This window comes from Streptomyces sp. CB03234 (genome assembly GCF_001905885.1).
GTDB lineage: Bacteria > Actinomycetota > Actinomycetes > Streptomycetales > Streptomycetaceae > Streptomyces.
Window position 1 is genome coordinate 800,115 of the sequence record NZ_LIYH01000004.1, and the last position, 14,487, is coordinate 814,601.

Below are 14,487 nucleotides of genomic sequence, written 5' to 3' on the forward strand. Positions count from 1 at the left end.
TCCTGGTCCTCGGCGGCTCCGTCACCAACTCGATCATCACGCTCTACTCCTCCGGCCTCAACCTCCAGGTCCTCGGCATCCCGTGGCACCGCGCCAAGGCCCTCCTCATCAGTGCGGCCGTCACCGCCGCCGGCTCACTGGGCGCCCTCTTCCTCGCCGACTTCACCGCGTCCCTGCTCGGCTTCCTGTCGCTCCTGATCATCGTGTTCGCCCCCTGGAGCGGCGTCTTCCTCGCCGACATGCTGCTGCGCCGCTGCTCGTACGACACCGACGCCCTGGGAGCCGGCCGCACAGGCGCGTACTGGTACCGCTCCGGCTACCACCCCGCCGGAATGACCGCCCTTCTCACCGGACTGGTGTTCGCGGCCCTCACCTGCGACTCGGAGCTGTGGACGGGGCCGCTCGTCGCACCCCTCGGCGGTGCCGACCTGACCCCCCTCGGCGCGGTCGTCTCCGGCCTCGCGTACTGGGCCCTGACCCACCGCACCACCCGTCTGTCCACCGCGCACTGACCTTCCAGCCACCCCTTCAGGAGTACCGCGAACATGCCCACCACCGCCCCCGCCGACCTCGTCCTGCGCGGCGCCCGCATCCACACCGTGGACCCCCGCCTCCCCGAGGCCCAGGCCCTCGCCGTACGAGACGGGCGCATCGTCCACGTGGGTACGGACGCCGGCGCCGACCGGTTGACCGGCCCGGACACCCGGGTGATCGAGGCGGGCGGAAAGCTCGTCCTGCCGGGCTTCATCGACGCGCACAACCACGTACGCCTCGGCTCCGACGACGCCTGCGTCCAGCTCGCGGGCGCCACCACGCTCACCGCGATCCACCAGCGCGTCACCGCCTGGCTCGCGGACCACCCCGAGGCGGACTGGGTCGAGGCCGAGGGCTTCGACTACTCCGCCATGCCCGGCGGCCGGATGCCGCACGCCCGGGACCTCGACCCCGTCACCGGCGACCGGCCCGCCCTCGTCCTCAGCTACGACGTCCACACCGCGTGGCTCAACACCGCGGCCCTGCACCGGCTCGGCATCGACCGGCACCGCACCGGCCTCCCCTTCGGCGACGCCGACACCGACCCCGCCACCGGAGAACCCACCGGTTTCATCCGCAACTTCGCCGTCAAGGGCCTCTCCCGCGACGGCCACCGCGCCCTGAAGGAACTCGGTGTGCCCTGGGCGTCCCCGGACCGGCAGTACGGGCGGCTCGTGCGAAGCCTCGACGACGCCGTCCGCTTCGGCATCACCACCGTCGTCGAACCGCAGAACTCCCTCGACGACCTGGCCCTGTTCACCCGCGCCCGCGCCGAAGGCCGCCTCAGGTCCCGCCTCGTCGCCGCCCTGTTCCACCCGCGCGGCACCACCGACGCCGACCTCGACGCGTTCGAGGAAGCCGCCCGCCGCTTCGACGACGACCGGATGCGCGTCGGGCCCCTCAAGCTGTACATCGACGACGTCGTCGAACCGCGCACCGCCGCCCTCCTCGAACCGTACGCAGGCTGCCGCCACCACCGCGGCGACACCTACTACCCGCCCGAGGAGTTCGCCGGCCTCCTCGCCCGGCTCGACGCCCGGGGCTTCCAGTGCTTCGTGCACGCCACCGGCGACCGCGGCATCCGCACCGTCCTCGACGCCGTCGCCCACGCCCGGGACGTCAACGGCCCGCGCGACGCCCGCCACCAGATCGTGCACGTCGAGTGCCTGGACCCCGACGACGTACCGCGCTTCGCCGAGCTGGGCGTGGTGGCCTGCATGCAGCCGCGGCACTGCGCGCCCGAGATCGCAGGCCCCGGCCAGGACTGGGCGGAGAACATCGGCGCCGGCCGCTGGCACAAGGCGTGGCCCATGCGCAGCCTCCACCGCGCGGGCGCGGCCCTCGCCTTCTCCAGCGACTGGAACGTCGCGGAGATGGACCCCATGATCGGCCTCTACACCGCCATCACCCGTCGCCCCCTCGCCGGGGGAGAGCCGTGGCGCCCCGAGGAGACCGTCGACATGGAGACCGCCGTGCACGGCTACACCATGGGTTCCGCGTACGCCAACTTCCTGGAGCACGAGCTGGGTTCACTGACCGCCGGGAAGCTCGCCGACTTCGTCGTCCTGTCCCGCGACATCCTCGACGCCGAGCCGCACGACATCCCCGGCACGGTCGCCGAAACCGTCGTGGTCGGCGGGGAGGTCGTGCACACGGCGGCCCCGTGACCCATCCCGGGCCCGTCCCGGCCGGATCAGTGCTCGTGGTCGTGGTCGTGGCCCTCGACGCCCACCGCCGACGGCGGCGCGGCCTCCTCGCCCAGCTGCTGCCGGGCCTCCGCCAACAGGTCACCGGCCTTCAGCCGCGCCTCCTCGGCGGCGGAGCCCAGCCAGCGCCCCGCCACGATGCCGCCCGCCATACCGTTCACCAGCGCCTTGCGGACGGCGGGCCTCGCCGTCGGCGCGGCCTTGACGGCCCCCCGGAGGACCAGGCCCCCGACGACCCCGGAGACGGTGTGGTGGGCCAGCCGGCCGACGACCGCACCGGCGACTGTGGCGGGATGCATGGTGGCCTCCTTCGTCCGGACGCGAACCTCCCACTCCAGTCTGGCACCGCCCCGCCACCGACGCCCGGAGCGAGCCCTCCGTACGGCTCCGTACCTGGCCGGACACCGAACGCGACGGGAACGGCGGGTATGCGCCACCGCACGTAACGGGTTTCGCGCCGACTGGTGCGCGGGCCCGATCGGTGCCTATACGGTCCGCCCATGGACGACTGCGAGTTGACCAAGGGCATCGACACATGCGCGCCGCCCGACCAGTTCGTGCGACTCCGGCTGGCCGCCTACGACGCGGCCGCGGACGCCGGCATCTCCTGGGCCCTGAAGGGACAGCCACCGCGCCGGGCCGAAGTGCGCATAGCGAACGAACTCCACCAGGACATCCAGGCGGCGAGGGCCGCCTGGGGCGCGCCCGAAACCCCCGACGACCACTGGCCACAACTGGTGCGCAGACTGCACAGCCTGCTCCACATCAGCCACCTCATACCCGCGCTGCTGGAGACCAGCGGCGGCCAGGACCTCGACGCGGACCTGGTCCAGGCGCTGCGGACGGCAGCCGTCATGTGCGGTGGCTTCGACCGGCCGCTGACCGAGCTCGAGGAGTCCCTCCGCGACTCCTCATCCCACCGGCACGGCCGCGCGCCCGACCCCGATCTCCTGGCGGCCGCGTCCCGGCACGCCCTGACCGCCCTGCTCCTCCTGGACAAACAACTGCTGTCGAAGATCGCCGCCCGGGGAAACACCCCCTAGAGCCTGGGGAGGAGTCGTGCGGCCCGGGGGCGTCGTCGACGACCGCGCCCCCGCCCCCTACCGCCGCCGCATGAGCCGCCGCAGGGACCGGCGTACGAACCGCCGAAGCCGCCGCACCGGCCGGTACGGCCCTCGACGCGCCGGCCCCTTGCCGGCAGCGCCCGGCGGCACCAGCGGCACCTGCGGCATCAGGTAGCGCATGCCACCGCTCTCCAGGACGCAGAAGGGCACCCCGCCCATTTCGCGGGGATCACTGACCGTGATGCCGACAGGCCGCGGCGGGTCCCCGGGCAGCTCCGCCCTCACCGTGCCCCCTCTGTGCGGGCCGGGCCCGTACGCGACGACCTTGCCGTCCACCAGCACCTCGAAGTCGCCCGAGCCGCCCAGGAACTGGACGGTGATCGAGTGCCCGTCCTGATCGACGTGGAAACGGTGACCAAGGGCCATGACGCGCCTCCCTGGCCGGTACGGGACGCCGTAGACCCAGCGTACGTACGACGGCTGCCGCGCCTCATGCCCAGAGCGGCTCATGCCCAGAGCGGCTCACGCCCAGAGCGCCTCCGCCACCCACACCCCGGCGAAGACGGCGCCCAGGCCGGCGGCCACGCTGCCGGCCACGTTCAGGGCCGCGTACGACCGCGCCCCGCCCTCCACCAGGCGCAGCGTCTCGTAGGAGAACGTCGAGTAGGTGGTGAGCGCCCCGCACAGCCCCGTACCGAGCAGCAACCGCAGCCCCGAGGACGCCGCCCCCGCCGCGACCGCCCCCGTCACCACACCGAGCACGAGACAGCCCACGACGTTGACCGTGAACGTGCCCCACGGGAAGACGGAGTCGTGCCGCGACTGGACGGCCCGGTCGGTCAGGTACCGAAGCGGCGCGCCGACCGCCGCGCCCGCGATCACCCACAGCCAGTTCACCGCGCCCGCTCCCCACCCGCGTACCGCACCACCTCGCACGCGTCGAGCACGACCAGCCCGTCCCCGACCAGCCCGTCCAGCCGCGGCAGGAAATCCCGTACGCGCTCCTCGTCGTCCACGAGGACGACCGCGACGGGCAGGTCCTCGCTCAGCGACAACAGCCGTGCGGTGTGGATCAGGGACGACGCGCCGAAGCCTTCGATCCCCCGGAAGACGGAGGCCCCGGCCAGTCCCGCTTCGTGCGCCCGGTGGACGATCTCGCTGTACACGGGCCGGTGACGCCAGACGTCGTTCTCCCCCACGAAGATCGTCGCGCGCAGCGCCCGCGTGCCGCCGTCCGGTTCCGTCATGCCTGCCTCCACGCCAGTACGCGGCGCGTCAGCCACGCCGCCGTCCCCACCGCCGCCAGCGCCGCCACCGGCGTGAGCACGAGATACACCAGGGCGACCCGGGCCCGGCCGCCCTCCACCAGCTGCTGGACGTCCACCGCGTACGTCGAGAACGTGGTGAACCCCCCGAGCACCCCCGTACCGAGGAAGGGCCGCACCAGCCGGTGGGCCGGGCGGACGTCGCTGATCAGCACCATGAGCACGCCGATCAGCGCGCAGCCGGCCGCGTTGACGCACAGCGTGGTCCACGGGAATCCGCCCTCAGCGGTCGGCCACATCAGCGAGGCGCCGTAGCGGGCCGAGGCACCCATGGCTCCGCCCAGCGCCACCACCGCCACCACCGGTGCCTGCGCCCGCCACGGCCGCCGGTGCCTCCTGGGCAGCCGCGGGCGCCGGGGCACGGACGACGCGCCGGCCGGGCGGGCGGGGCCGGGGCCGACCGGGCGGCGGGGGGCTGTCATGAACGTCCGTCTCCTACGCACAGGCCCCCGCGCAGACGGGCGCGGAGCATCGCTCGCGGGCAGGGACGCAGCGCTCAGCTTAACGCCTCACGATCACCGGCGGCCCACGGCCGGACCGCCCCTCAGCGCCGCAAGCCGTCCAGGGGCCGGAGGTCGGTGTCGTTCAGGGCGCGCCCGGCACTCTGCGGCTCGGCGCTGCCGGTGTTGCCGTACGACTGCGTCGAGAAGTTGCCGTTCTGGGTGTGCACCCCTCGGTCGCCCACCGCGGCGGCCACGGGGGCGGAGACACCGAGAACGGCCGCGGCGACACCGGCGGTGGCCAGCACCTTCTTGATCATGGGTTCGTTCCTTACCGTCGAAGTGACCGGGAGTCCGGACTGCGTAACGGTCACGCGACGACAGACGTATGCCGCATTCACCCGTTTGCCGGGCCGGACGGACACACGATCACCTGCGTACCGGCCGGAAGTACCGCTCCAGGGCCCACGCCGACAGCCGTTGACCGACGGCGTTCCCGGCGGTGTCGGCGAACCGGGTGTGGATGCCTCCCCAGACGCGGGCGTTCACCACGTCCCGGTTGTAGTCGTCGGCGTGGCGGTAGTGCCGGGTGACCCCGGTGCCCGTGGCCGGGATGAAGAGGTCGACGCGGGAGGTGCCGAACAGCCCGGTGAGGGTGCGCATCAGGGCGCCGCCGGACGTCGCGTGACCGCTGAGGTAGTCGGGGTGCGGGGGCGTGGTGAGCAGGGGTTCCCACTGCGGATCGGCCCGGGTGGCCGGGTTGCCGTCCCGGTCGGCCTCCCGGATCGCGGTGACGGGCCGCCACGTGCCGTAGTGGAGCTTGGCGTCCCAGGCGGTGACGACCGCGTCCAGCTGGGTGGTGTTGGCGGCCGCGTACAGACGGGCCGTGTCGACGATGTCGAAGCGGTGCCGGTCGGCGTGGTCGCCCAGCGCCTTCTGGATGTCCAGGTCGGTGAAGTACCGCGCGGTCTCCGTCTGCCAGGGCGTCCGGAGCGATCCCTTCTTGGCGCCGAACGCCCGCACCTCCGCCAGGTCCCTGGCGTACCGGACGGAGGTGAGCCGCGGCGGGGGAGGCGGCCGGAACCGGTCGGGGGACCCGATCAGCATCGGGCGCAGCCGGCCCAGCCAGGCGTCGGCGAACGGCCGGTGCCCCGGTGGCGTGGGCCGCCACACCCCCGGGGCGGGGCGCGCGGGGAACGCAACCGGCGCGCCGCGGCCGTCCCCGGCGCGCAGCGCGAGGATGTGGTCGGCGGCGCGCTCGCCGAAGGCGACGCCCTCGTCCTCGGCCCGGCCGTCCGGTACGCGGGCCAGGCTCGCGGCGTACACCTTCCGCAGCCGTGGCGCGGCCGCCGGGAAGGAGACCCGCAGCAGCCGGTACGCCGCTGCGGCCGCTGCCGCCTCGGAGGACGCCGTACGGGGGCCCCGCTCGGTACGGCGGTACGGCTCGTACCGCCCTTCGATGCCGACCACCGCGTTGTACATGGCCGTGGCGACGAACGCGTGCCAGACCATCTCCTCCTGGACGGTCAGCCCGCCCGCCAGGTCGACCGCTGCGGTGACGGTGCCCATCCACTCGCTGACCACCGCGCCCGACGCCGGGGCGGCGGGCCGTGCCGGCCCGGCGGTGGCGTGCGGAGCCACCGACGCCAGTGCCACCAGCCCGGTCGCGGCGGCGACCGCCGTGGCGGCACGCGATGCGCGTCGTCCTGCTGCAGTCCGCACGGCAAGCTCCTCACGCCGGTCACCCTCTCCGTCGCTACAGCTGTTGACCCCGCGGCGGGCGGGGAACCGCTCCGCCACGGGGGTCTGCGCTGTCCGGGGCAGTCACGCCACCCGGACGGAGTCCGGACGCCGGCCGGCCACGTCAGCCGACGAGGCTTCAGCCGCCGATGCCTCAGCCGACGTCGCTTCAGTCGTCGACGCGGTCCAGGACGTCGCCGAGGTCGACGAACGCGAAGTTCGTGGCCGCACGGCCGCCGTCCACCGGCGTGTCGTGGCCGTCCTGGACGACCAGCAGGCCGTGCGGGTACTTCGTACCGAGCGGGGCGTTGAGGACGGCGGCGCCGTCGCACTCCTCCGACCCGTCGAGGGCGCCGTCGGCCGTGGCGGTGACCCGGAAGCCGCCCTCGTACTCGTTCGCGTCCTCCAGTTCCCGGTCGTACAGGGCGAAGGTGTCGTCGCCCTGGCTGGAGGCGAGGACGTAGCCGTCACCGTCGGCCTCGGTGAGCAGGGCCAGGCCCTCGACGTCGGCCGCCAGGCGGGTGCCGCCGAAGCCCGGGTCGGCACCGGGGGCGCACTCCTCGCTCTCCTCGTCGTACACGGCCGGTACGCCGTACTCGCGGACGCGGTCGACGAGCTGCGGCGCGGCGCCCGTCAGGTCCGCGCGCATGCGCCAGATGCCGACGTCCTCCTGTCCGGCGTACAGCATGCCGTTGGCCGGGTCGACGACCATGCCCTCGACCTGGGGCAGCTCGCCCGGCTCGCCGCAGGGCGTCCACGACGTGCCGTCGGGCAGCCGGAACGAGGACGGCAGGTCCAGGCTGCGGACCTTGCGGTAGGTGACCGTCCCGGCGGGGGTGGGGGTGAGCTCCAGCAGGGCGATGGTGGTGCGGTCGCGGCGGCTGACGAGGGCGTAGGAGCGGCCGGTCGCGGGGTCCGTCCAGGTGGCGAGGCCGTAGGCGGTGTGCTGGTCGTTGATCTCCTCCTGGTCCGCGGAGAAGACCGGCGGGGCGGCGGGGTCGGTGATGTCGGTGAGCGGGCCGGCGGCGCGGCCGGGTGCGATGCGGTGGATACGGAGCCGGTCGTGGCCGCGGTCGGTCGTCACCGCGACGTCCGCGCGGCCGGACGGCAGCCGCAGACCGTGGACGAGGTCGACGTTGTTGAAGCGGCCGGGCGCGTCGTCCGGACCGGCGGCCGGGGGAGCGGGGACCGACTGCACCTCGCGGGCGTCGAGGTCGTACACCCGCAGGCCGCCTTCCTTGGCGGTGGCGATGACCAGGCTGCGGTCGGGCTGGGCGGCGTTGCGCCAGATCGCCGGGTCGTCGGCGTCGGCGCTGCCGCCCGCCTCGTCGTCGTACAGCGTGGCGGTCTCCGCGCGGGGCGCGACGCCGGGCAGTGGCCTGAGCGTGCCGGGGGCGTGGGCGCCGGCGGGAAGGGTGGCGGTGAGCGCCGCCAGTGCCGTACCGAGGACGAGCGCGGCCGACCGGACGGGACGGTGCCTGAACACGAGAGGGAACCCCTTGCTGTCGGGAGCATGGCAAGCCGGTGTCGAGTCTCGGGTGATTCGGTGACCGACTGCCTTACGCAGGGTGTGCCCCTCGTGAACTCATCCCGTCATGGTCCACCCGTCGCTCAGGTGGGCGCACCCGGCGCGGGCGCCTCGGCGGGCATCTCCTCGGGCACCTTCACGGGGCCGGGCGCCGGCCCGGGCGCGGGACCGGGCGCCGGACCGCCGGGTTCGAAGCCGGCCAGCATCCGCTCCAGTTCCCGCTGGTCGGGGCCGAGGAAGGGGTCGGCACCGGGCGCGGCGCTGATCGCGTCGACCATCCGGGGTGTGAGGCCGGTGGCCGGCGGCAGGTGCGTGCCCAGCACGATCTCGGGGTCCATCTCCCGCAGAGGCCGCACGGTGGCGAGGTACTTGTCGACGTCCACGGTGTGCACCCACGGGCTGTCGACGGTGGCCCACAGCAGCTGCGCGGCCCGCAACTGCTCCGGAACCAGCGCCCCCGCGTCATCGCCCTCGGCGAGGTCCGCGCTCGGCATGGGCGCCCCGAAGCAGTCCGAACTGAAGCAGGCGCGCGACCTGGCGTCGTAGAAACCCACCGTCGCGGGATTGTCGAAGAGCGGCGGCCGGAACGCGGCGAGCGTACGGTCACCGACGTCCAGAAACTGGCCCGGGTTCAGCAGGAACACCCGCTCCAGGGGCAGTGGCCGTTCGGTGGACATGATCCCGGCACCGATGTACGTGGTGACGATCCGCGCCTGCGGAGCCGCCTCCAGCAGCGCGAACAGCCCGCCCGTGTGGTCCCGGTCGGGGTGGGTCAGCCATATCCACCGCACGTCGGCGGGGTCGATCGCCGAGCCGAGCACCTCCAGGAAGTCCCGGTCGGGCAGACCGAGACCGGTGTCCACGACAACCGGCGCCTCGGCGTGCAGGACAAAGGCGTTGACCGGCAGGAAACCGATGCCGGGCACCTCCAGACAGTCCGCGAGGACAGTGATGTCGCGGCCGACTCTGTGCATGGTCATGGTGGAACTCCGATGCCCCCCGGCAGTGGAGAACGCTCGCGGCCGCCGACAGGAAGCCGGCCCGGTCCCGCCGGTACCGCGCTCCCCACTCCTCCATGGTGGTCCCACCCGCCCGGGACAGAAAGCTCATTGCCCTACAAAAAAAGCAGGTACGTACGGCACCTTCGCCACCGCCAAGGCTTGGCGGCACCCGCGTGGTCGCCGGGACCTTCGCGCCCTCCGCGCCCTTCCCGGTCTCCTGGGACTTCAGCACGAGGTCGTCCTTGCCGACCCACATGTCGATGGCGACCGGCGTCATGCCCCGCTTCTTCGCCATGGCGACGTAACCGTCGCGGGTGTCCTTCGCCAGGGCGGGCCCGCTGTACGCCACGCCGTCGACCCGGTCGCGGTTCATGATCGTGGCGGCCGGCTTCCGCTGGCACAGCATCTCGGACGGGCACCCCACCAGCACCATCGCGAGCGCCGCCGCCGCGGCGGCTGCCCGCCCGCTCGCCGCGGCGGTGGAGTTCGGGCGCGGGAGCCGGTGGTACTCGGTCTGGCAGCCGTTTCGGCCACCGGCGTGCGTGCGTGTGCGTGCGCGCCGGAATGGAGGCACGGTGGCAGCATCGGAGAGGAGCGGTCATGGGCGGCGCAGAGGGCATCCCGGCCGACCGTGGCGCGGTGGGCGGCGGGCCGGCTGCGAGGCCGCGAGCCAGAGCGGGGGCGGGGGCGGGAGCCGGGGCGGCCGAGCCGTCGTCGGCCGAAGGCCTGCTGGACGTCCTGGGCGTGGCCGCTGTGGTGCTGGACGCGGAGGGGCGCATCGTGCTGTGGAGCCCGCAGGCCGAGAAACTGCTGGGCTACACGGCCGAGGAGGCGCTGGGCCGGTACGCCGCGCAGCTCATGGTCGCGGAAGAGCACTTCCAGCAGGTGCTCCACCTGTTCGACCGGGTGATGAGCAGCGGGGACGCGTGGTCGGGGGAGTTCCCCGTACGGCACAAGGACGGCACCGCGCGGGTGCTGGAGTTCCGCAACATGCGGCTCCTGGACGACCGGGGCGACTACTACGCCCTGGGTCTCGCCACCGACCAGGCGACGCTGCGCAAGGTGGAGCGGGACCTGGCGCTCTCGGTGCGGCTGGTGGACCAGTCCCCGATCGGGCTGGCGGTGGTGGACACGGACCTGCGGTACGTGGGGGTCAACGCCGCCCTGGAACGCATCGACGGCCTGAGCGCCGAAGAGCACAACGGCCGGCGGGTCGCCGAGCTCCTCCCGTTCGTCAACGCCGCGTCGGCCGAGGAGTCGATGCGCAGGGTCCTGGACAGCGGCGTACCGCTGCTCGACCGCCAGATGGTGGGCCGTACCCCCGCCGACCCGGACACCGATCACGCCTGGTCGGTGTCGCTGTACCGGCTGGAGGACGTGGGCGGCCGGGTGCTGGGGCTGGCCATCTCGGTGATCGACGTGACCGACCGCTACCGCGCGGCGACGGAGGCCGAGCGTGCACGCGACCGCCTGGCTCTGGTCGCGGACGCGTCGGTACGCGTCGGCACCACGCTCGACCTGGAGCAGACCGCCCGGGAGCTGGCCGACATCGCCGTGCCGGAGCTGGCCGACGTCGCCGCCGTCGACCTCCTGGACACCGTGCTGGAAGGCCGCCCCGGCCGCGTACCGGCCGACGGCCCGGCAGTCATCCGCGCCCTGGCCGTCGCCGCCGCCTATCCGACCGCCGCGGTCCAGGCCGCCGACCCCCCGGGCGAACCCGCCCACTACAGCGCCGACCGGCTCGTCACCCGCTGCGTACGCACCGCCCGGCCGGTCATGGTGCCCGAGGTCGACGAGGACGCCCTGTCGTGCATCGCCCGGGACGATCACGCGGCGCGGCTCCTGGCGCGGGCCGGCGTCCACTCGTACCTGGCCGTGCCGTTGATCGCCCGCGGCGAGGTCCTCGGCGCCCTCGACCTCAAACGCGCCCGCAACCCCCTGCCGTTCACCGACGACGACGCCCTGCTCGCGAGCGACCTGGCCGCCCGCGCGGCGGTGTGCATCGACAACGCCCGCCTCTTCCGCCAGCAGCGCGAGACTGCGCTGACCCTCCAGCGCAGCCTGCTCCCGGAGACGCCCCGCCATCTCGTCGGGCTGGACGTCGCCTCCCGCTACCAGCCGGCCGGGGTGGGCAGCGAGGTGGGGGGCGACTGGTTCGACATCATCCCCATGGACGACGGGCGGACCGCCCTCGTGGTGGGCGACGTCATGGGCAGTGGCATCAACGCGGCCACCACCATGGGCCGGCTGCGCACCGCCACCCAGACCCTGTCCCGGCTCGCCCTCGAACCGGCGGAGGTCCTCCGGCACCTCGACGAGATCACCGCCGGCCTGGAACCCTCACTCGCCACATGCGTGTACGCCGTGTACGACTCCCGCCGCGGCCAGTGCTGCCTCTGCACCGCCGGCCACCCCCCGCCCGTACTCATCCGCGCCGGTGACGGCCCCCGACTCCTCGACCTCCCCACCGGCGCCCCCCTGGGCGTCGGCGGCGTCCCCTTCCACGACGTCACGGCCGAACTGGCCCCGGGCGACCGGCTGGTGCTCTACACCGACGGCCTGGTCGAAACCCGCGACCAGGACATCGACACCCGTCTCGAACAGCTGCTCCAGCTCCTCCGCACCCCGGACCCCACCCTGGAGGACACCTGCGACCGCCTCCTGCGCGAGCTGCGGTACGGCGGCAACCACGACGACGTCGCCCTCCTCGTCGCGCGCGTCCGCGACCGGGAACCGTCTCCGTGACGCACCGGCGCCCCGGGTCTACTGCCCCACGCGGCCGTCGATCCGCTCACGAAGGAAGTCGGCGTGGCCGTTGTGCCGGGCGTACTCCTCGATCATGTGCACCAGCACCTCACGAAGCTGCACCGGCTTTTCGCCGTTCGTGCCGGTGAGGCCGAGATCGGACGCCTCGGCCACGAACCGTTCCGCGAACGCGCCCTCCGCCCGCCATGTGGCCCAGGCCTCCGCGACGACCCCGGGGTCGGGCACCGCGCCGTTGAAGTCCTCGTCGGGGTCGGCACCGGAGCGGTAGTGCAGCGGCAGGTCCTGTCCCGCCATCACCCGCCGGAACCACTTCTGTTCCACCCGTGCCATGTGGCGTACGAGTCCCAGCAGCGACAGATTCGACGGCTCCACCGAACGACGAGCCAGCGCCGCGGCATCAAGACCGGAGCACTTCAGCTCGAGCGTCAGCCGCTGGTCGCGCAAATACCCGGCGAGGACGGCCCGTTCGCCCGCGAACCCCCCATCGGTCCGCGCGTCCTCGTCGGGTGCGACGAACATGTTCGACCACCCGAAGCGCCGGGCAGCCTGCTGCTCACGGTGTGCGCTGACATCGTCCGGCATGCCCAAGATCATGGGCGATCCGCGCCGGATTTACCAGTGCGCGGACCGGGAAAGCGATCGCCCAGGCGGGGCACCGCCCCTGGGCTCGCCGGAGCCGGTCCGTCCCGCCGGCTCCGCAGCCGGTCTGTGGGCGAGGACGCAGACGTGCGGCCGCCTCCCCGGTTCGTCGGGCGCCTGCTCCGACCGCGCGGTGACGACGAGGCCGGCCTGCCCCAGCAGTTCGGTGAGACGGTCCACGGGCAGGAAGTAGGACTCGTACGACACCGGGTGGCCATACGCCTGTGACGGGCGCCGGCGTTCGTCGCCGACGTACCCGCCCAGCAGCAGGTGACCGCCGGGAGCGAGCGTGCGATGGAACTCGGCGAACACCACCGGCAGCCACTCCGGCGGTGTGTGATGGGTGGAGTACCAGGCCAGGATGCCGCCGAGCGTGCCGCTCCCCAGTCCCACCGCGGTCATGGAGCCCACGGCGAACGGCAGGCCGGGGAAGGCCTGCTGGGCCAGCCCGACCATGTTCGGCGACAAGTCGATGCCCAGCATGCGCAGGCCCAGCCCGGCCAGGTGTGCCGTCACCAGGCCAGGCCCGCACCCCAGGTCCGCGACCGGCCGTGCGGGGTCGGTGCGGCGCACGAGTTCGGCGAACGCGGCCAGCATCGCCAGGGCCGTCGGCCCCATCTCGGTCGGTGGCTTGACGAGCCTGACGTAGTCGGCGGCGACGGTGTCGTACGACTGCCTGACGGCGGCCAGGTGGGACGGTTCGGTCACGTGGCAGGCCGAGGTGAAGCCATCGGCACGGGGAGGGCTCTTCACTCCCGACCTTCCGTCAGCAGCGTGCGCAGCGCTTTGTCGAGCCGGGCCCGCCTGGTCTCCGGTGTGGGCGCCTGAAGCAGTGGCAGGATGATCAGATAACGTCCCGTCCTGTCGAGCGCGTCAAAAGCCTCCTTGGCCCCCGGGTCCGCATCAAGGGCCGCGGCCAGATCGGGCGGCACCGTCGCCGTCTTCTGCGACTCGTAGGCCCGCGCCCATCGCCCGTCCTCCTGCGCCCTGCGTACCTCGGCCAGCCCGGGCTCGCGCATCCGGCCCGCGGCGGTCAGCATCGCGACCTTTTCGACGTTGACCTGCGACCAGAGGCTGTTGGGCCGGCGCGGCACGTACTTCTGCAGGTAGTGGTCCTCGTCGAGAGACCGCCGCTGCCCGGAGATCCAGCCGTAGCACAGCCCGACGTCGACGGCCTCGTCGCTCGTCACTGACGGGATGCCGGACTTCGCCTTGGCCATCTTGATCCACACACCCTCGTGGCGTGTGCAGTGACCGGCCAGCCACCTCTCGAACGCCTCGGCGTCCGCGAAGGCGATGATCCGCACTCCGTCGAGTTCGTCCATGGACCGACACGCTATCGCCCGTTCGATCCCCCACCGGCTCGGGCGTGAGCCGTGACTGCTGATCGTTTGGGGCGTTGGTGGGTTATGACCAAGACTCAGCGTGTTCTGGCCGTCCTCGTCTTTGCCGCCGGCGCTTCCGCACTGGCGGCCCCCACTGCGGGAGCGGCCATCGTGCCCGCTCCGGGGCCCCAGGGACCGTCCGTCCTCAACCGGGTCGACAACCTCGTGTCGATCGCTGTCGCTCCCGAGCACCGTTCCCAGGTGCCCACGGTGACCGAGCAGCTCGGCGGCCTGGACGGGCTGCAGCGCCTGGGCGAGGCGCGACAGCTCATCCAACCGGTGGCGCCGGTGCTGGGGCTGCTGCCGCTGGGCTAGGTGTTCTGTCCGGGGAGGTTGTGGACGGGTGAGTCAGGTCTCGG

The 14,487-nt window shown here is 73.3% G+C and carries 17 protein-coding genes; 5 read left to right on the top strand and 12 right to left on the bottom strand.

The genetic code is table 11. From position 1 onward, the window contains the following. Both AMK26_RS37915 and AMK26_RS20640 read left to right on the top strand, forming a co-directional pair. Positions 1–512: cytosine permease (locus AMK26_RS37915; protein WP_241837983.1), on the top strand; the 512-nt coding region annotated here is incomplete at its 5' end. Positions 513–545: 33 nt separating this feature from the next. Then, the gene (locus tag AMK26_RS20640) at positions 546–2,201 is read left to right on the top strand and encodes an amidohydrolase (protein WP_073756142.1); all 1,656 of its coding nucleotides are present in this window, start codon (positions 546–548) and stop codon (positions 2,199–2,201) included. A 26-nt stretch (positions 2,202–2,227) separates the two neighbouring features. On the opposite strand, the gene AMK26_RS20645 is transcribed toward AMK26_RS20640, so the two are convergent. Then, positions 2,228–2,539, bottom strand: a complete 312-nt coding sequence (locus AMK26_RS20645) for a DUF1490 family protein (RefSeq protein WP_073756143.1) — start codon at positions 2,537–2,539, stop codon at positions 2,228–2,230. Between the two features lie 201 nt (positions 2,540–2,740). On the opposite strand from AMK26_RS20645, the gene AMK26_RS36260 reads away from it, so the two are divergent. Then, the gene (locus tag AMK26_RS36260) at positions 2,741–3,283 is read left to right on the top strand and encodes a hypothetical protein (protein ID WP_073756144.1); all 543 of its coding nucleotides are present in this window, start codon (positions 2,741–2,743) and stop codon (positions 3,281–3,283) included. A gap of 57 nt (positions 3,284–3,340) precedes the next feature. On the opposite strand, the gene AMK26_RS36710 is transcribed toward AMK26_RS36260, so the two are convergent. From AMK26_RS36710 to AMK26_RS20690, 8 genes are all read right to left on the bottom strand, one after another. After that, the gene (locus AMK26_RS36710; RefSeq protein ID WP_073756145.1) at positions 3,341–3,730 is read right to left on the bottom strand and encodes a hypothetical protein; all 390 of its coding nucleotides are present in this window, start codon (positions 3,728–3,730) and stop codon (positions 3,341–3,343) included. Positions 3,731–3,826: 96 nt separating this feature from the next. Beyond that, positions 3,827–4,201 (bottom strand): fluoride efflux transporter CrcB, encoded by a 375-nt coding sequence (crcB, locus tag AMK26_RS20660; protein ID WP_073756146.1) that lies wholly within the window; start codon positions 4,199–4,201, stop codon positions 3,827–3,829. Beyond that, positions 4,198–4,551 (bottom strand): DUF190 domain-containing protein, encoded by a 354-nt coding sequence (locus AMK26_RS20665; RefSeq protein ID WP_073756147.1) that lies wholly within the window; start codon positions 4,549–4,551, stop codon positions 4,198–4,200. Before AMK26_RS20665 ends, crcB (AMK26_RS20660) begins: the two co-directional genes overlap by 4 nt. Then, positions 4,548–5,051: a fluoride efflux transporter CrcB gene (gene crcB / locus AMK26_RS20670; protein ID WP_079277708.1), complete on the bottom strand. Its 504-nt coding sequence runs from the start codon at positions 5,049–5,051 to the stop codon at positions 4,548–4,550. The genes AMK26_RS20665 and crcB (AMK26_RS20670) overlap by 4 nt, the downstream gene beginning before the upstream one ends. A 122-nt stretch (positions 5,052–5,173) precedes the next feature. Continuing rightward, positions 5,174–5,389 carry a hypothetical protein gene (locus AMK26_RS20675; protein ID WP_073756148.1) on the bottom strand — a complete coding sequence of 72 codons (216 nt, stop codon included), beginning with the start codon at positions 5,387–5,389 and terminating at the stop codon, positions 5,174–5,176. Between the two features lie 109 nt (positions 5,390–5,498). Continuing rightward, on the bottom strand, positions 5,499–6,791 hold the full coding sequence (locus AMK26_RS20680; protein WP_241837984.1) for a vanadium-dependent haloperoxidase: 1,293 nt from the start codon (positions 6,789–6,791) through the stop codon (positions 5,499–5,501). Between the two features lie 187 nt (positions 6,792–6,978). After that, positions 6,979–8,295 carry a phytase gene (locus tag AMK26_RS20685; protein WP_073756149.1) on the bottom strand — a complete coding sequence of 439 codons (1,317 nt, stop codon included), beginning with the start codon at positions 8,293–8,295 and terminating at the stop codon, positions 6,979–6,981. Positions 8,296–8,420: 125 nt separating this feature from the next. Next, positions 8,421–9,317, bottom strand: a complete 897-nt coding sequence (locus AMK26_RS20690; RefSeq protein WP_073756150.1) for an MBL fold metallo-hydrolase — start codon at positions 9,315–9,317, stop codon at positions 8,421–8,423. A 621-nt stretch (positions 9,318–9,938) separates the two neighbouring features. Between AMK26_RS20690 and AMK26_RS20695 the strand changes: the two genes are divergently transcribed. Next, the gene (locus tag AMK26_RS20695; protein WP_073756151.1) at positions 9,939–12,083 is read left to right on the top strand and encodes a SpoIIE family protein phosphatase; all 2,145 of its coding nucleotides are present in this window, start codon (positions 9,939–9,941) and stop codon (positions 12,081–12,083) included. Positions 12,084–12,101: 18 nt separating this feature from the next. Here the strand turns inward: AMK26_RS20695 and AMK26_RS20700 are convergent, their stop codons facing one another. The 3 genes from AMK26_RS20700 to AMK26_RS20710 form a co-directional block, all read right to left on the bottom strand. Next, on the bottom strand, positions 12,102–12,623 hold the full coding sequence (locus tag AMK26_RS20700; RefSeq protein WP_079277736.1) for a DinB family protein: 522 nt from the start codon (positions 12,621–12,623) through the stop codon (positions 12,102–12,104). Between the two features lie 93 nt (positions 12,624–12,716). Then, on the bottom strand, positions 12,717–13,451 hold the full coding sequence (locus tag AMK26_RS20705; protein ID WP_079277737.1) for a class I SAM-dependent DNA methyltransferase: 735 nt from the start codon (positions 13,449–13,451) through the stop codon (positions 12,717–12,719). Positions 13,452–13,492: 41 nt separating this feature from the next. Beyond that, positions 13,493–14,068: a YdeI/OmpD-associated family protein gene (locus AMK26_RS20710; protein WP_073756154.1), complete on the bottom strand. Its 576-nt coding sequence runs from the start codon at positions 14,066–14,068 to the stop codon at positions 13,493–13,495. Between the two features lie 84 nt (positions 14,069–14,152). On the opposite strand from AMK26_RS20710, the gene AMK26_RS20715 reads away from it, so the two are divergent. Further along, positions 14,153–14,443, top strand: coding sequence for a hypothetical protein (locus AMK26_RS20715; RefSeq protein WP_073756155.1), 291 nt, complete (start codon positions 14,153–14,155; stop codon positions 14,441–14,443). Positions 14,444–14,487: the final 44 nt, after the last annotated feature.